Here is a 17,334-nt window from a genome sequence, read left to right as displayed (position 1 = left end):
AGATCGGGGAAATATCCCTCAACAATCGGCCAAGAGAAGCGTTTGTTGTAGTTGTTTGGTTGCCAATCTGTGCCAATTTCGCGGCAATTTCAATAACGCAAACCGTGACCGGTCAGTTCTCATATTTATAGCGGGTTTATTCGCGCCGGGCGGTTCACGAACCCTTGGCGGATGTGTTTAGAATGCCCCTCGACACCCTCTTCGGTGCTGATTCGCAGATCGAACGGCAGGGCGAGGATCACTAAAAACAAGAACGAGACGGGTAGCGAGGGTCACGACGAATGCGGCATGCACCGCTTCGCTCTTTGGCTCGACCGTCATGAAAAGAGGTGGCCAGGAAGGCGACCTCCCTTTGGGGTGCCATGAACTTCATTCTTTACTCGGACGTAAACGACCACTCCATCAGCCAGAGCCTGGGCCGCCCCGAGTACAGTTACTACTTCGTGCTCAAGGCCTATCGTCCCGTGCTTGAAAGCCTGGGTACGGTGCACGTGGTGGCATCGGTCGCCGAGGTCGATCCGCTCTACCTGGCATTGCAGGAAGCCGGGCAGGATTGCCTGTTCCTTTCGTTTTCACCGCCCCACAAGGCCCCGGTCGACCTGCTGTGCCCGATGGTCTGCGTGGTCGCCTGGGAGTTCGATTCGATCCCGGCCGAGCACTGGGATGACGACCCTCGGCATGACTGGAGCCGCACGCTGGCGCGCCATGGTCGGGTGATCACCCTGTCCAGCCACACGGCCGCGGCGATTCGCCGGACCTTGGGCGAGGACTTTCCGGTGCTGGTCCTGCCGACGCCGCTGTGGGAGCGTTTCGCGGCGGTGCGCGAGCAGTACCCGAGTACGCCGGTGAACCCGGGCGCCACCTTGCAGATCAAGGGCTGCATCATCGACAGCCAGGTCCTCGGGCTGTCGGCCGATGGCTTGATCGCGCCGATCAACGAAGGCCAAGCGCCGCTGCCCGAGCCGCCCGTGGAGGCGCCGGTGGTGGAACCTGCGATTGAGTCACCGCCCCTGACGTGGCGCCGCCGCGCGTTCATCTCCCGCCATTACCTGCGCGAAGTGTTCCGTGTCTTCACCACGAAGTCCGAACAAGGGCCGGTGTGGCGGCTCAAGCACAACCTGCTTTGCTGGTATCGCGAAGCGGCCCGTGACCTTGTGCCGGTGCCGGTCCGCATGTCGGCCAGCCGGATTCTCAGGGGGCCATCGGCGCCTGTGGTCATCGAGCCAGTGCCTGAGCCGTCGCCACCGGAACCGGTACACCCCCAGGCCCTGTTGCCGGACACCCGCCAGACCGTGGAGACCCACGTCAGCGGCGTGGTGTATGTCAGCGTGTTCAACCCTGATGACGGGCGCAAGAACTGGCACCACCTGATCACCGCCTTCTGCTGGGCCCTGCGTGACGCCGAGGACGCCACGCTGGTGCTGAAGATGACCCAGAACGACCTGTCGACCTACTACGTCGAGTTGCTGACGTTGCTGTCCCAGTTGTCGCCGTTCAAGTGCCGGGTGGTCGTGATGCACGGTTACCTGGAAGACGAGCAGTTCGCCCGCCTGTATGGCGCGGCCAGCTTCTACGTCAACGCGTCGCGCTGCGAAGGCTTGTGCCTGCCGCTGATGGAGTTCATGTCCTGTGGGCGTCCGGCCATTGCGCCGGACCACACGGCGATGCGCGACTACATCGACACCGAGGTGGCCTTTGTGGTCGAGTCCAGCCGCGAACCCACCATCTGGCCGGAAGATTCGCGCATCTTGTATCGCACCTTGCGCCATCGGCCCGACTGGGGCTCGTTGAAACTTGCCTACCAGCAGAGCCATGCCATGGCGCGGAGTCAGCCGCAGGCCTATCAGGCCATGGCCGCTGCCGCCAACGAACGGATGCGCCGCTATTGCGGCTTCGCCCCGGTGCGACAACGCCTGGCGGATTTCCTGGTGGTCGATGACGAAGCCAGCCTGTCGCTCGCGGTGCAGGCGGGGAGTGCGTCATGCTGATCATCATTTATTCGGAAACCAACCAGAGCAACATCCTGGAGAATCTCGGCAAGCCCGAGTACAGCTATTACTTCGTGCTCAAGGAGTTCCGCCCGGTGCTGGAGCGGCTGGGGCGGGTGATCGAGGTGACCCGCCCGGACGAGGAAGTCGACTCGCTGTATGCCGATTGCCTGGCGCGCGGCGAAGATTGCGTGTTCCTGTCGTTTTCACCGCCCCACCGGACCGCGGCCCATTATGCCTGCCCGACGGTGCCGGTGTTTGCCTGGGAATTCAGCACCATCCCCACCGAGAGCTGGCAGGGTGAGCCCCGGCACGATTGGCGCGTGGTGCTGGGGGCGACCGGCATGGCGATCACCCATTCCAGTTTCACCGTCAACGCGGTGCGCGAGGTGATGGGGGCCGATTACCCGATCGTCGCTATCGCGGCGCCGGTATGGGACCGCTTCGCCGCGCGCGGTGCGGTGCTGGCCCAGCGACCGACGGTCGATCACATGCGCCTGCAACTGCGGGGCTTGCTGATCGACAGCCGGACCACCGACCTGCGCCCCTATGGCCCGCCGGCCCACCAGGCCGGTACGCCGTTGGTGCTGGACGGGCCGCCCCAGGACTGCGAGTTGTTGCTGGACGGGGTGATCTACACCTCGGTGTTCAATCCCTACGACGGGCGCAAGAACTGGAAGGACATGATCAGCGCGTTCTGCACCACGTTCCGCGAGGTGCCCGACGCGACCCTGGTGCTCAAGCTGACCCATCACGACGTCACCGCGGCGCTTGCCGACATGCTGCACCACGTCTACAAGAACCAGTCCTACCGCTGCCGCATCGTGCTGATTCACGGCTACCTGGCGGACGCGGACTACGAGCGGCTGGTGGAAGCCACCCGGTATGTGGTCAACAGTTCCTACGGGGAAGGGCAATGCTTGCCCTTGATGGAGTTCATGTCTTGCGGTCGTCCTGCGATCGCGCCGCTGAACACGGCGATGGCCGATTACATCGATCACGACAATGCCTTCGTGGTGAAGTCGACCGAAGAACTCACCGCCTGGCCTCACGATCCACGTGCGGCCTATCGGACCCTGCGCTATGTCACCGACTGGGACTCGCTGTGCTCGGCCTTTCGCGCCAGCTATGACGTGGCGCGCAATGACCCCGAGCGCTATCGCCGGATGTCGGCCCACGCCGTGCGCAGCCTGGAGACGTTCTGCAGCCAGGCCAACGCCGAACAGCGCCTGGCGGCTTTCTTCCAGCAGGTCGGGCAGCGTCGTCGGAGCGCGCCGCAGCCATGATCCAGCGCCTGCTTGCCTGGCTCAGGCCGCCGGTCGAACCTGCGCCGCCACCCGCTGCCGCCGTTTCGCCCCGTGATGCCGGCCTCTATGACGCGATGCTCGATGGCTGGTTTCGCCCTGAAACCGGCGAATTGCTCAAGGGTTTCGCGATTGGGGCGGGCGACACCTTGCTGGATGTGGGCTGCGGCGAAGGCGTGGCAACGCTGTTCGCGATGCGCCAGGGCGCGTCGGTGATCTTCACCGACAGCGAGCAGGACAAGGTGCGTGAGTTGGCGCGGCAGGTCGAAGCACAAGCGACTGCGCCCTTCCTGGGGCTGGTCAGCAACAGCTTGCCGTTGCCCCTGGCCGACGGGTGTGCGAACAAGGTCGTCTGCATGGAAGTGCTCGAACACATCGACCAGCCTGAGCCGTTCATGGCGGAGTTGGTGCGCATGGGCCGGCCGGGTGCGCAGTACCTGCTCAGCGTACCGGCGCCGGTGGGCGAGCATTTGCAGCGAGGTATCGCGCCGGCAAGCTATTTCCAGGCGCCCAACCATGTCCAGGTGTTCACTGCCGAGCGTTTTGCCGCCTTGGTGGAAGACGCTGGCCTGGTGATTGAGCACCGCCAGGCCAGCGGTTTTTTCTGGGTCATGGGCATGATTTTCTTCTGGGCCAGCGAACAGGCGGCCGGTCGTCACCTCGAGGGGGCCGTGCGCGACCGAATCCAGGCCCCGTACCCGCCGCTGATGGAGCGTTGGGCGGGCGTCTGGCAAGACTTGCTGACGCAACCCGATGGCCTGGCGATCAAGCAGGTGCTGGACCGCTTCATGCCCAAGAGCCAGGTCATCATCGCCCGCAAGCCTGATCTTTTGCCCGGGAGTGCCACATGAGCAGCAAGCGAATCATGGACATCGAGTTGCTGCGCGCCGTCGCGGTGATGGGCGTGCTGTTCCATCACCTGCAAGGCATGCCATTCCCCGGCGGCTGGCCACGCCTGGCAGCCCTGGCCGACAGTTTCCAGCTGTGGTGGGGGGTGGACCTGTTCTTTGCGATATCGGGATTTGTCATCGGGCGTAGCCTGATCCCCCAATTGCGCCGCTGCGACGGGCCCCGGCAATTCTGGACCACCACCCGCGATTTCTGGCTTCGCCGGGCCTTTCGCCTGTTGCCGTCAGCCTGGCTCTGGCTGCTGCTGATTCTCTTCGCGACGTTTTTCCTGAACCGTTCCGGTGCGTTCGGCAGCGTGCAGGCCAACCTGCAAGCGACCCTGGCCGGTTTTCTGCAGTTTGCCAACCTGCGCTTCGCCGACGCGTTCATGCGTTACGAATACGGGGCGAGTTTCGTGTACTGGACCCTCTCGCTGGAAGAGCAGTTCTATCTGGTCCTGCCGCTGCTGGTGTTTGTCTCGCGCCGTTACCTGGTCTGGGTGTTGCTGGCGGTGGTGGTGGTGCAGTTCTTCACCTGGCGTGCGCTGTGGCTGTCGGTGATCCGTACCGATGCCCTGGCCCTTGGCGTGCTGTTGTCGATCTGGAGCCTGCAACCGAGCTATTGGCGCTTGGAGCCTAAAGGGTTGCGCTGGCCCGGGCTGGGTGTGTTGCTGATCGTGGGCCTGGGCGGCGTGATGGCCTGGGTCGCGACCGAACACTTCAATTTGTCGTTCTACCGGCTGGGGGTCATTGCGCTGTGCAGTGCGGTGCTGGTCTGGGTGGCCTCCTATGATCGGGATTACCTACTACCGCGCAGCCGGCTGAAAACCGCGCTGACCTGGGTGGGCAGCCGCTCCTATGGGATCTACCTGATCCATATCCCGGTGTTCTTCCTGCTGCGCGAGCTGTGGTTTCGCTTGGCCCCGTTGGGCTCGCCGGACCCGGCCAGCCATCCGTGGCTGGCCCTGGCGTGCGCCTTGCTGCTGATCGGACTGCTGAGCGAACTCAACTACCGGCTGGTGGAAATGCCGATGCGCAAGCGCGGCGTCCGCCTGGTTGAACGCCTGTCCACCGCCCGAACCGTCCTTCCTGTTCCTGGAGCCCCGTCATGCTGAGCCTTTTGAAGAAACTCACCACGGGCACCCCTGCGCCCGCAGCGCCCGTGGCCGCCAAGGCCGACAAGGCCGACAAGGTCGACCCGTATATGCTCGGGCTGCACGATGCGATGCTCAGTGGCTGGTTCAACCAGCAGACGGGGGAGTTGTTCAGCGGCTTCCCGGTGACCGCACAAGACACATTGCTGGATGTCGGCTGTGGCGATGGCGGCAACGTGCATTTCTGCGCGATGCGTGGGGCGAAGATCATCATCGCTGACATCGATGCCGCCAAGGTCGAGGCTACCCGCCAGCGCCTGAGCGACACCCCCGCGCGCGGTATCGAGTGCCACGTGACCGACTGCAACCCCTTGCCCATCGCCGACGCCACGGCCACCCGGGTGGTTTCCACCGAGGTCATCGAGCATGTCGACGACCCGGCGCAGTTTCTCGCCGAACTGGTGCGGGTCGGCCAGCCCGGCGCGCTGTACCTGCTGAGCGTGCCGCACCCCAGCTCCGAAGAATTGCAGAAAGACATCGCCGCGCCGGAGTACTTCCAGAAGCCCAACCACATTCGCATCATCAGCGAAGAGCAGTTCAAGGCCATGGTCAGCGAGGCCGGGCTGGAGGTGTTGAGCCACAGCCAGTACGGTTTCTATTGGTCTTTGTGGATGCTGTTGTTCTGGGAGGCCAAGGTCGACTTCAGCAACGCCGACCACCCCTTGCTCAACCACTGGGCCGACACCTGGCAGGCTGTGCTCAATTCCCCTCGGGGCGCGCAGATCAAGCAAGCGCTGGATGCGGTAGTGGCCAAGAGTCAGGTGATCATTGCGCGCAAGCCTGGCGTGCTGCCATAGGCCTTGGCGAAACCGGTTTGCCGCGGGTCCGGGTGGCGTTAATCTGCCGACCTTTTGCTGGGGTGGTGAGGTTCCATGGGTGTTCTTTTCCGGCTGTCGCTGGCCTTCGCCACGCTGCTCATGGGCGGCTGTGAACGACCGCCAGCCCCGCCCCTCGACCAACAACTCTACATCTGGCAACGCCAATGGACCCCGGCCCACGCGCCGGCGCTGCGGCAAAGCCATACCGATTTCTCCAGCCTGCGGGTGCTGGCGCTGCAAGCGTTCCCCGGCGCCGGCTGGAACCGGGCACGGATCGATCCGCTCTTGCTCAAGGCGGACGGGCGTCCGCTGATCGCGGTGATTCGCCTGGACGGGCAGCTCAAATCCCTGGACCAGGACGAGGTGATCGCGCAGATCCAGCAGGTGCTCAACGACTGGCAAGCTCAAGGCCTGGCGCCCGTGGGGGTGGAGATCGACCACGACGCCGGCAATGCGCGCTTGCCGGCCTACGGGCAATTCCTTCGCCAGTTACGGCAGCGTTTGCCGGCCAGCCTGCGGCTGAGCATCACCGCGCTGCCGGCCTGGCTCGACAGCCCCGCGTTGCCGGAGGTGTTGGCGACGGTGCAGAGCAGCGTGCTGCAGGTTCATGCGGTGAGCGATCCGCGACTAGGGTTGTTCGACCCGGACCAGGCCCGGCGTTGGGCTGAACGCTGGAGTGCGGTCACCACGCGCCCGTTCTACCTGGCCCTGCCGGCCTACGGTGTGGCGTTGCTGACCCAGGAAAGCGGCGCACCCGTGGTGGAAAGCGAGGTGCCGATCGATCTGGGTGGCGAGCGGCGCGAGCTGCTGGCTGATCCACAACAAGTGGCCGGGCTGGCGGCGAGCCTGCGCGCCGACCCACCGAAACACCTGGCCGGGTTGATCTGGTTCCGCCTGCCGCTGGCCGGCGATCGCCGGGCCTGGAGCCTGACCACGCTCGCGGCCGTCGCCCGGGGCGATGCCCTGACCCGTCGACTGGTCGTGCAGTTGGCGGAGCGGGACGGCTTGTACGATATCGCGCTGGTCAACCAGGGCAATCTCGACAGCCCCTGGCCCCAGCGCCTGACGTTGGCGGTGGGCGGGTGTGACGGCGTCGATGCCTTGGCCGGTTACACGTTGCAACAAACTCCCGGACTGCTTACCTTCACCCGCATTCGGGAAGGCCGCTTGGCCGCCGGTGCCCAGCGCGCGATCGGCTGGGCGCGCTGTACGAAAATTGATCAAGGAGGCTTCAATGTTGACCCGTAAGTGGCCCCGTCGCCTGCTGTGCCTGAGCCTCAGCCTGCCGCTGGGTCAAGCGCTGGCTTGCGGGCCGGAGTTCCCGATGCGCCTGCTGGATAACCGCGCCCAGTCACTGGCTGAATTGCCTGAAGGCAGCTTTCGCTTCGAGGTCAGTCGTCTCGGCCAGGCGATTGCCGGGCTCAAGCCGGCCACCGAGGCGACCCGCAACCCCGATTACAGCTACGACGACGTGTCGTCCTACGTTGAACAGCGCAATCAGGCCGAACGGATGGGCCTGACGCCCCCGCAACAAGCGGTGGTCGAGCGTCTGCGGGCCCTCAACGATGTCGAGCAGATTGCCACCGAGGCCGCGAACCTGCCGCCCGAGTTGCGGTTGTACGCCATTGGCGCGGCGGCCTTCAGCGCTGGCGAGCATCAGCGCGCTGCCGAAGCCTTCCAGCAATTGCTGGCGTTGCCGGCCGACCAGCGCCCGTTGCGCAGCACCTGGGCGGCGTATTCCCTGGGACGCGCCTTGTTCGCCATGAGCACCGAGGCGGGCAGTGGCGAGCCGGCGGCGTTGCAGGACCAGGCCCGCGCGGCGTTCCGCCAGGCCCGGGAGATGAGCGTGTCCGGTTTCAGCGACCCGTTGGAATTGGGCATCGCCAGCCTGGGCGAAGAGGCCAGGGTGGCCTACACCTCGGGCGACTGGGACAGTGCCATCGGGCTGTATGCGAGCCAGTCCGCGCAAGGATCGCCGGTCGGCTACAGCTCCTTGTTGCAGTTGGCCGGCGATCTCTACGTGCAGCCGGATGAGCCATTGGCGGTTTTGCTCAAGAGCCGTTCGGTGCAGCGCCTGGCGGCCGCCTACTTGCTCAGCCGCATCGGTTGGTGGGACGGCGAGGAGCCCTCGGGCGAGAAACGGCTGGTCAAACTGTTGCAAGCCAACGCCCGGGACAATCTTGAGGATGCCGATCGCTTGGCGGCGGTGAGTTACCAGCACGGCGATTACGCCAGTGCCAAGGCCTTTGTAGATAAAGCCGCCGACACCGGATTGGCCTGGTGGGTGCGGGCCAAGCTGGCGTTGCGCGATGGCGATAAAGTCGCCGCGGCGGCGGCCTATGCCAAAGCGGCCCAGGCCTTCCCGAAAGACGAATCGTGGGGCAACCGCCGTACGCCGGATTGGGACTACGAGACGGTGCAGCCCAAGTGCCGGGTCGACGGTGAAAGCGCGATTCTCGCCTTGCAGCGCGGGGATTACCTGCAAGCTTTCGATCAGCTCTACCGGGGCCAGAGCAATTACTGGTACGACGCCGCCGCAGTCGCCGAGCGGGTACTGACGGTGGAGGAACTCAAGCAGTACGTAGACACGCAAGTGCCGGCGCCGCCGGCGTTGAGCCAACAGGATCGCGACAACTACGTGCCCTTGCCCGTCGCCGCGAGCCTGCGCAACCTGCTGGGACGACGTTTGTTGCGCGAAGGGCGTTACGACGAAGCCCCGGCCTATTTCGACAATGCCGATCTGCAGGACAAGGCACGGGCCTACGGGCAGGCGCGCCAGGACGCGGAGTCCAAATGGTGGCCCACCCGGCAGGCCGAGGCTTACTACCGTGCGTCCCGGATCGCGCGCCAATGGGGCATGGAACTGCTGGGGTATGAGATGGCGCCGGACTACGCCAGCCTCGGCGGCAGCTATGCCCTGGAGCCGGTGGAGTTGAAAGTCGGGCCCCTGGTGGCCGAGGGTGAGGTGCAACGTCAGCAGGCCAGCGCCGCGCAACCAGACGTGCGTTACCACTATCGTTTTGTCGCCACGGCGTTGGCGAGCCAGGCGGCGGATCACCTGCCCCATACCAGCCAGGCGTTTGCGGCCGTGTTGTGCAAGGCGGTCGGCTACAACTCGAGCCTCGAAGAGCAGAGCGCGTTGTACCAGCGGTACGTGAAGGAAGGACCGTACGTGGAGTGGGCCGCAAATTTCGGCTACCAATGCCCGGAGCCGGAATTCCACAACGCCAACAAGCGCTATGTTACCCAGGCGCTGGACCCGATCCGCTCGGCACTGCGACCGTATAAACATTGGCTGCTGGTGGGCGGTCTGGTGCTGGTGGCGGCAGCGGTGCTGGGGCTGGTCAACCGGCGTCGGCGCAAAGCCCGGCCAGCCTGAGTCACCACTCCCTTGTGGGAGCGAGCTTGCTCGCGAAGCGGACATCGCGGCTATGGACAGGTCGCGTTATCGTTCTTCGCGGGCAAGCTAGCTCCCACAAAAAAGCAAGGCTGCAGGGGAGGGGTTACATCTGCGTCGCCATCCCCTCGACATTCATGGCCGCCTGGCGCAATGCCTCGGAGCGCGTGGGGTGTGGATGGCAGGTGAGGGCGATGTCCTCGGCCGAGGCACTGAACTCCATCGCCACGCAGTATTCGCCGATCATTTCACTGACACTTGGGCCCACCAGGTGTACGCCGAGGATCTCATCGGTGCGCTCGTCGGCCAGGACCTTGGCGAACCCTTCGGTTTCGTGATTGATTTTCGCCCGGCTATTGGCCGTGAACGGAAACTTCCCGACCTTGTAGGCGCGGCCTTCGGCCTTGAGCTGCTCCTCGGTCTGGCCGACGCTGGCCAGTTCCGGGCGGGTGTAGATGACGCTGGGGATCAGCGCGTAGTTGACCTCGGCGGCCTTGCCGGCGATCTGTTCGATGCAGGCCATGGCTTCGTCTTCGGCCTTGTGGGCCAGCATCGGTCCGGACGTCACGTCACCGATCACCCAGACCCCGGGTGCTTCGGTACGGTGATGCCGGTTGGCAAGCATGCCGCGCGAGTCAGGTTCCAGCCCGACGTTGACCAGCCCTAACCCCTGGGTATACGGCCGACGACCGATGGCAACCAGCACGTAATCGGCGTCCAGGTTCTGGGCCTCGCCGCCGGCGGCGGGCTCAACTTGCACTTGCACGCCGCTGGCCGAGGGGATGGCGCCGGTGACTTTGCTGCTCAACATGAATGCAATGCCTTGCTTGGCCAGGGCCCGTTGCAAGGTCTTGCCGGCTTCTGCGTCCACGCCCGGGCAGATGCGATCGAGGTATTCGACCACGGTCACTTGGGCGCCCAACCGCCGCCAGACCGACCCCAGTTCGAGGCCGATGACGCCCGCGCCGATCACCACCAGGTGGCGCGGCACTTCATTCAGCGACAGCGCTCCGGTGGAGTCGAGGATACGTTGATTATCAATGGTCACGCCGGGCAGCGGCATCGGCTCGGAGCCCGTGGCGATGACGATGTCCTTGGCGCTGAGTTCGGTCTTGCTGCCGTCTTCGGCGGTGACCGTGACCTTGCCGGGTCCGTCGATGTGGCCCCAGCCCTTGATCCAGTCGACCTTGTTCTTGCGAAACAGGAACTCGATGCCTTTGGTCAGGCCCGCCACGCTTTCGTCTTTTTGTTTCATCATTTGCGCCAGATTGAGGGTAGGGCTGACCTCGATCCCCAGGTTGGCGAACGCCGACCCCGTGGCCGCCTCGTACAGTTCGGAGGCGTGAAGCAAGGCTTTGGAAGGCATGCAACCGACGTTCAGGCAGGTGCCGCCCAGGGTCGCGCGGCCTTCGACACAGGCGGCCCGCAAGCCCAACTGTCCAGCCCGGATCGCCGCGTTGTACCCGCCAGGGCCGCCGCCCAGAATGACTACGTCGTAATTGCTCATCGCGCTTCTCCCACTTGGCCTGATAAAAAATTATGCTCGTAATATGAGCGTTTCCACGGATTACGGTCAAGGCTTAAGTCAAGGGGCTGGCATGGCTTGCGGCATGAAGAATTCAAAACGGAAATTTCACAGTAATCGTTATAAGGTAACGAGATGTAACGAAGCGGCGGTGGCTTCTGTCCACAAGCCCGGGTTCTGATCGCCACAAGCGTTGGGGTGGTATGCAAGTCGATCTTGATGTCGAGGGAGGCCAGGTGGCCGAATGGCCGCGCTTTCAGCGTGCGATAGTGCATGGGCGTCGTATGAGGCGAATGGTCCTGATGCTGGGTGGGGCGGCAGGCCTGGCCGGGGTGCTGGCGTTTTTTATCGGGCTGTTCTCGCCGCTGTCGCTGTGGCCAGCCCTGCTGGTGAGCCAGGGCGCAAGCGTGCTGGTGTTGCTGGCCGGTGTGCAATCGGCCGGGTGGATCGCGCAATGGCGCGGCAAGGCGTTAGCGCCGCCGCTGGATAACCCGACTTCGCCGCAACCGCCGGTGGATGAGCTGGGTGGGTGGTATGAACGATTGCTCGAACGGCTCGGCGTGCGCTGGGCCGGTCTGCTCGCGCACATCGGCGCACCGGCGTTGTGGCTGGCCGGCTGGGCAACGCTGGTGTTGTTGAGCCTGGCGCAAGTCTGGAACCTGACGTTGCCCGCTGCCCCCCTTGGGACGTCGGCCAGTGTCGGGGCGGCGCTGTCGTTGCTGCTGGCATTCAGGTTGCTGGTGTTCGAGCGCCAATTGGCCCAGCAACCTGCCGTGGAGTGGCCGGAAGCGCAGCCTCTGGCGCAATTGGCTCGGGTGCCGATCATCGTGCTGGTCCTCGGCGCCATGTGCCTGTTGTTCGCCGGCGAAACATCGGTCTGGCCTGTGCGCCTGGCGGTGTTGATGGGTGTGCTGCCAGGGCTTGTGGCGCTGGAGTTGCTGCTGCGTGCCGTGTTGTCGCTGTTCAGCCCCCGTCGGGATGCGGTGGAGCCGACCCTGTTGGGGCGTAGTGTCATTGCCGATCTGCTGTGCTGGCCGCCGCAACCCTTGCAGGCGTTGCAGCACGAACTGCACAACCGCTTCGGCATCGACCTGCGCCAGATTTGGGCGTTCAGCTACATGCGTCGTGCTTTCCTGCCGGTGTTGGCCTTGGTGGCCTTGGTGGGTTGGTTGCTGACGGGCGTGCATGAAGTGCCGCTGCAAGCACGCGGAATCTATGAGCGCTTCGGTAAGCCCGTGGAGGTCTTCGGCCCTGGCTTGCACGCAGGGCTGCCCTGGCCGTGGGGCAGGGTGCTGGCTGTCGAGAATGGGGTCGTGCACGAGTTGGCGAGCAGTGTCGCCGACACTGCGGCGGCCGCGGATGTCGAACCGGCCGAGGGGCCGGCGCCGGCGGTTGCCAACCGGTTATGGGACGCCAGCCATGTCAACGACAAGTCCCAAGTCATCGCCAGTCGGCGGGCGGATCAGGAGAGCTTCCAGATCGTCAACATGGACGTGCGCTTCGTCTACCGCATTGGCCTGAGCGACGCCGCCGCGTTGGCAGCCACCTACAACAGCGCCGACATTCCCACGCTGATCCGCAGCACCGCCAGCCGTGTTCTGGTGCATGAGTTTGCTTCGCGCACCCTGGATGGCTTGTTGGGCGCGGACCGCGTCAGCCTGGCCGACGAGATCGGTCGCGCGGTCCAGGCGGATTTGCAGGCGCTGGACAGCGGGGTGGAAATCCTGGCGACGGTGGTAGAAGCAATTCATCCACCGGCCGGAGCAGCCAACGCCTACCACGGTGTGCAAGCGGCGCAGATAGGTGCCCAGGCGCTGATTTCGCGCGAACGAGGGGCGGCGGCGGAGCAGACTAACCAGGCACAGCTGCAAGCCAGTGTTGCCCGCGACCAGGCCCAAGCCGGAGCCCGGGAAACCCACGCGGCTGCCCAGGCCGCCGATCTGCGCTTTAACGCAGACCGCCAAGCCTATGCCACCGCCGGGCACGCCTTTGTGCTGGAGCGCTACCTGAGCCAACTAAGCCAAGGCCTGGGCAACGCCAAGCTGCTGATTCTCGATCATCGCCTGGGCGGCGGCGGCAACGCGCCCACCCTCGACCTGCGTACTTTCACGCTGCCGGCAGACCCCGCGTCGCCGCGTAACCCTGTCCTGCCAGGAGCTGCCCATTGAGCCAGTCCTCTTCACACGGTCACCACGACCACGCCGGCCACGCTCACGCTCATGGCGGCCACCACCATGGGCATCATCACCACCATCACGGTGAGCCACAGGAAGCCGGGCCGTTTCCTTGGCGGCGCATGGCCTGGGCGGCGCTGCTGGTCGCGTTCGCGGTCGCCGCCGCGAGCCTGGTGCAAGTGCGTTCGGGAGAAGCCACCGTGATCACGCGTTTCGGCAACCCGGCGCGGGTCCTGCTGCAACCAGGGTTGGGGTGGCGGTGGCCGGCGCCGTTCGAAGCGGCTATTCCGGTGGACCTGCGTCTGCGCACCACGTCCAGCGGTTTACAGGATGTCGGTACGCGCGATGGCCTGCGGATCATTGTCCAGGCGTACGTGGCGTGGCAGGTCCAGGGTGACCCGGACAACGTGCAACGTTTCATGCGGGCAGTGCAGAACCAGCCGGACGAAGCCGCGCGGCAGATCCGCACGTTCGTCGGTTCGGCCCTGGAAACCACCGCCGCCAGTTTCGACCTGGCGAACCTGGTCAACACCGATGCCAGCCAAGTGCACATCGCCGATTTCGAAGCGCAGCTGCGCCAGCAAATTGATCAACAGTTGCTCACCACCTACGGCGTGCGCGTGTTGCAGGTCGGTGTCGAGCGCCTGACCTTGCCTTCGGTGACACTGACCGCGACGGTGGATCGCATGCGTGCCGAGCGTGAAACCATTGCCACCGAACGCACCGCCATCGGCAAGCGCGAAGCGGCGCAAATTCGTTCTGCCGCCGAGCGGGATGCGCGGGTCATGCAGGCCGATGCCACGGTGAAAGCGGCCGAGATCGAGGCGCAATCCCGAGTAGAAGCCGCCGAAATCTATGGCAAGGCCTACGCCGGCTCGCCGCAGCTCTACAACCTGCTGCGCTCATTGGATACCCTTGGCACCGTGGTCAGCCCCGCTACCAAATTGATTTTGCGCACCGATGCGGCGCCGTTCCGCGTACTGGTGGACGGCCCGCCAGCGATGGACGGCAAAAGTGGAACACAACCATGAGCATGGTTCCACGTGGAACAAATCCGTTATCCAGCCCGTGGGTCCAGGCCGGACGTTTGGCGTTTCTCGGGCTTTACGCGGTGACGGTATTGGCCGCGTTGGCCTGGGCTTGCTCCAATGTGCGGCAGATCGATCCACAGAACCGCGCCGTGGTGTTGCACTTTGGGGCCTTGGATCGAATCCAGAATGCCGGGCTGCTATTGGCGTGGCCCAGTCCCGTGGAACAAGTGATCCTGTTGCCCGCGGCGGATCGGGTACTGGAGCGACGGGTGGAAAACCTGCTGCGCTCGGATCCCGCTTTGCAGGCTGACAGGGTGGCCAGCTTCGCCACGCCGATCAGTGATGCGCTGGCGGGTTCTGGTTATTTATTGACCGGCGATGCCGGTGTGGTGCAACTGGATGTGCGGGTGTTCTACAAAGTCACCGACCCCTACGCCTTTGTGCTTCAAGGCGAACACGTGCTGCCGGCGCTCGATCGACTGGCGACCCGCAGTGCCGTGGCCCTGACGGCGGCGCGGGACCTGGACACGATTCTGGTGGCGCGGCCGGAATTGATGGGCAGTGACAGCCAGGCCGCCGAGCGTCGTGAACGGCTGCGCGGCGATCTGGTCCAGGGCATCAACCGGCGCCTGGCCGATCTGGCGGCGACAGGGCAGGGGCTGGGTATCGAGGTGGCACGGGTGGATGTGCAATCGAGCCTGCCGGGCCCTGCGGTGAGTGCCTTCAACGCGGTATTGACCGCCAGCCAGCAGGCTGACAAAGCCGTGGCCAACGCCCGCACCGACGCGGAAAAGCTCACCCAGACGGCCCGCCAGGACGCTGATCGCGCGCTCCAGGTCGCCCACGCCCAAGCCAGCGAACGGCTCGCCAAGGCGTCGGCCGACACGGCCACGGTACTGGGGCTGGCAAAAACTCAAGGCACTGATCCACAGATCCTGCTGCGCCTTTATCGCGAACGTGTGCCGGCGATCCTTCGCCAAGCCGGTTCCGTGACCACGGTCGATCCGAAAGACGATTCCCGTCTGATCATCCAGGGAGCTGAACAATGACTGCTCAAGCCAACGCGCTGCCGATGCTGTCTTCGGCGGAACAGCGCACCGCCGCGCGCCAACTGACCCTGGCGATGCTTGCGCTCGGGCTGCTCGCCTTGGGGTTGGTATGGCGCGGCTGGTTGCCAGAGCAAACAGGGGTCAGCCAATTGCTGCTGGGTGTCGCCTCGCTGCTGGTGGCGGTTCCAGTCATGCGTTCGGCCTGGTACAGCTTGCGTTATCCCAGCCTGCACGGGATCACCGATCAGTTGATCGCCTTGGCGATGCTCGGGGCCTGGGCTACAGGCGATCTGCTGACGGCTGCGTTGTTGCCCATCATCATGATTTTCGGGCACGTGCTGGAGGAGCGCAGCGTCATCGGCTCCCAGGAAGCGATCCATGCCCTCGGCCAGCTCACCCGCAGTCTGGGCCGCAAAGTGCAGGCCGACGGCTCGATCATCGAGGTCGACAACGGCACGTTGCGCCCCGGTGATGTAGTGGAGGTGCGTGCTGGTGACCGGGTGCCTGCGGACGGCCGTGTGCTGTCCGGCCAGGCGAGCCTCGACACTGCGCCGATCACCGGCGAATCGGTGCCCCTGGAGGCGGGGGTGGGCACCGAGGTTTTTGGTGGCGCAATCAATTTGGATGGTTTGCTGCGCCTGGAAGTGACCCGCACCGGTGATGAGTCAACGCTCGGCAAGGTCATCGCCCTGATGCAGAACGCCGAGCGTTCGAAACCGCCCATCACCCGTTTGCTGGAGCGCTACGCCGCTCGCTATCTGGTGTTGGTGTTGCTGCTGGCGGCGGTGACCTGGTTCGTGACCCATGACGCCCAGGCCATGCTCGCGGTGCTGGTAGCGGCTTGCCCTTGCGCGTTGGTGCTGTCGGCGCCGGCGACGGCCATCGCAGGAATCGCCGTGGCGGCGCGTCACGGGATCCTGATTCGCAGCTCGGCCTTTCTGGAAGAGTTGGCCGACCTCACTTCGCTGGTGGTCGACAAGACCGGCACCCTGACGTACGGCGCCCTGCGTTTGCAATCCATCGAAGGCTCCCAGGATGACCCTGCCGATGTATTGCTGCCGTTGGCGGCGAGCTTGGGGTCGGCCAGCAGCCACCCGGTCAGCCGCGCATTGGCCGGGTTGGTCGAGCCGGAACACTGCCTGCCTCTGACGCAGGTCCATGAGCGCCAGGGGCTCGGTGTGGTCGCGATGACCGGGCAGGGCGTGGCGGCGCTGGGTCGGCCGGAGCTGTTCTCCCAGCTGGGGATCGAGACCTGCGCGGTTCCTGTCCACGACGGTCCGATCGCCGGCCTGGCCCTGGACGGCAAGTTTCTCGCCTGGCTGTTGTTGGCCGACAGCGTCAAGCCGGAAGCCCGGATGGCCCTGGCGGAGTTGCGCGAGCTGGGCTTGGGCCGTCAGTTGCTGCTGACCGGTGACCGGCACAGCGTGGCCAACGCCTTGGCACAGGATGTCGGTATCCGCGAGGTGCAAGCCCAAGCGTTGCCGGAAGACAAACTCAACCGGGTCATGACCGAAATCGACCATGGCTTCCGCCCGATGGTGGTGGGCGATGGCATCAACGATTCCCTGGCGCTCAAGGCCGGTGTGGTCGGCGTAGCGATGGGGGCCGGTGGCGCGGACATTGCCCTCGCGTCGTCGGACATCGTGCTGATCGGCAGCGACCTGCGCCGCCTCGGCACGTGCGTGCGGCTCAGTCGCCAATGTCGACGTACTTTGCAGGTCAACGTGATCATCGGCCTGGGCTGGACCCTGGCCATCGTCGCCTTTGCCGCGTTCGGTTGGCTCGGCGCGGCGGGGGCGATGATCGCTGCGTTGTTGCACAATCTGAGCACGCTGCTGGTGCTGGGCAATGCCGGGCGTCTGCTGCGGTTCCAGGAGCCGTTGCTGAAAATCAGCGAAGGCTGACCCAGGCGAACTGTCTAGCGACATTGCAGTCTGCTATTGAGAGGGCGCGCCACGCTGGGAGTACCCGTTACAGGGAGTGAATATGGGACAGCAATAGAAAAAG

General features: G+C 64.9%; 12 protein-coding genes. 11 read left to right on the top strand and 1 reads right to left on the bottom strand.

Features of this window, described 5'->3' with window-relative positions; genetic code table 11:
* The first annotated feature begins 362 nt into the window (after positions 1 to 362).
* The 7 genes from V3H56_RS27495 to V3H56_RS27465 all read left to right on the top strand — a co-directional run bounded on the left by V3H56_RS27495 (position 363) and on the right by V3H56_RS27465 (position 9,530).
* On the top strand, positions 363 to 1,988 hold the full coding sequence (locus V3H56_RS27495) for a glycosyltransferase (RefSeq protein ID WP_123579278.1): 1,626 nt from the start codon (positions 363 to 365) through the stop codon (positions 1,986 to 1,988).
* Positions 1,982 to 3,274 (top strand): glycosyltransferase, encoded by a 1,293-nt coding sequence (locus tag V3H56_RS27490; protein ID WP_212803189.1) that lies wholly within the window; start codon positions 1,982 to 1,984, stop codon positions 3,272 to 3,274. Before V3H56_RS27495 ends, V3H56_RS27490 begins: the two co-directional genes overlap by 7 nt.
* Entirely contained in the window at positions 3,271 to 4,143 is an 873-nt protein-coding gene (locus tag V3H56_RS27485; RefSeq protein ID WP_123579277.1) for a class I SAM-dependent methyltransferase, read from the top strand. Before V3H56_RS27490 ends, V3H56_RS27485 begins: the two co-directional genes overlap by 4 nt.
* Positions 4,140 to 5,294, top strand: coding sequence for an acyltransferase (locus V3H56_RS27480; protein ID WP_338474060.1), 1,155 nt, complete (start codon positions 4,140 to 4,142; stop codon positions 5,292 to 5,294). The genes V3H56_RS27485 and V3H56_RS27480 overlap by 4 nt, the downstream gene beginning before the upstream one ends.
* Positions 5,288 to 6,130 (top strand): class I SAM-dependent methyltransferase, encoded by an 843-nt coding sequence (locus tag V3H56_RS27475; protein ID WP_338474059.1) that lies wholly within the window; start codon positions 5,288 to 5,290, stop codon positions 6,128 to 6,130. The genes V3H56_RS27480 and V3H56_RS27475 overlap by 7 nt, the downstream gene beginning before the upstream one ends.
* 75 nt (positions 6,131 to 6,205) lie before the next feature.
* A complete protein-coding gene (locus V3H56_RS27470) occupies positions 6,206 to 7,399 on the top strand; it encodes a DUF3142 domain-containing protein (protein WP_123579275.1) in 1,194 nt (397 codons plus the stop codon).
* Entirely contained in the window at positions 7,386 to 9,530 is a 2,145-nt protein-coding gene (locus V3H56_RS27465) for a hypothetical protein (RefSeq protein ID WP_123579274.1), read from the top strand. Before V3H56_RS27470 ends, V3H56_RS27465 begins: the two co-directional genes overlap by 14 nt.
* 124 nt (positions 9,531 to 9,654) lie before the next feature.
* Here the strand turns inward: V3H56_RS27465 and lpdA are convergent, their stop codons facing one another.
* The gene (gene lpdA, locus V3H56_RS27460; protein ID WP_047735371.1) at positions 9,655 to 11,055 is read right to left on the bottom strand and encodes a dihydrolipoyl dehydrogenase; all 1,401 of its coding nucleotides are present in this window, start codon (positions 11,053 to 11,055) and stop codon (positions 9,655 to 9,657) included.
* Positions 11,056 to 11,276: 221 nt separating this feature from the next.
* Between lpdA and V3H56_RS27455 the strand changes: the two genes are divergently transcribed.
* Genes V3H56_RS27455 through V3H56_RS27440 form a run of 4 tightly spaced genes read left to right on the top strand, consistent with a single transcriptional unit; the run spans position 11,277 to position 17,231 of the window.
* Positions 11,277 to 13,241 carry a protease modulator HflK gene (locus V3H56_RS27455; protein WP_338474058.1) on the top strand — a complete coding sequence of 655 codons (1,965 nt, stop codon included), beginning with the start codon at positions 11,277 to 11,279 and terminating at the stop codon, positions 13,239 to 13,241.
* Positions 13,238 to 14,278, top strand: coding sequence for a protease modulator HflC (locus V3H56_RS27450; protein ID WP_047735374.1), 1,041 nt, complete (start codon positions 13,238 to 13,240; stop codon positions 14,276 to 14,278). The genes V3H56_RS27455 and V3H56_RS27450 overlap by 4 nt, the downstream gene beginning before the upstream one ends.
* Positions 14,275 to 15,327: a protease modulator HflK gene (locus V3H56_RS27445; RefSeq protein ID WP_047735376.1), complete on the top strand. Its 1,053-nt coding sequence runs from the start codon at positions 14,275 to 14,277 to the stop codon at positions 15,325 to 15,327. Before V3H56_RS27450 ends, V3H56_RS27445 begins: the two co-directional genes overlap by 4 nt.
* Positions 15,324 to 17,231: a cation-translocating P-type ATPase gene (locus V3H56_RS27440; RefSeq protein ID WP_047735377.1), complete on the top strand. Its 1,908-nt coding sequence runs from the start codon at positions 15,324 to 15,326 to the stop codon at positions 17,229 to 17,231. Before V3H56_RS27445 ends, V3H56_RS27440 begins: the two co-directional genes overlap by 4 nt.
* Positions 17,232 to 17,334 lie beyond the last annotated feature (103 nt).

The sequence above is a fragment of the Pseudomonas sp. MS646 genome (assembly GCF_036693845.1).
Taxonomy (GTDB): Bacteria; Pseudomonadota; Gammaproteobacteria; order Pseudomonadales; family Pseudomonadaceae; genus Aquipseudomonas; species Aquipseudomonas chlororaphis_E.
This window is presented reverse-complemented; position numbering and strand designations above follow the sequence as displayed.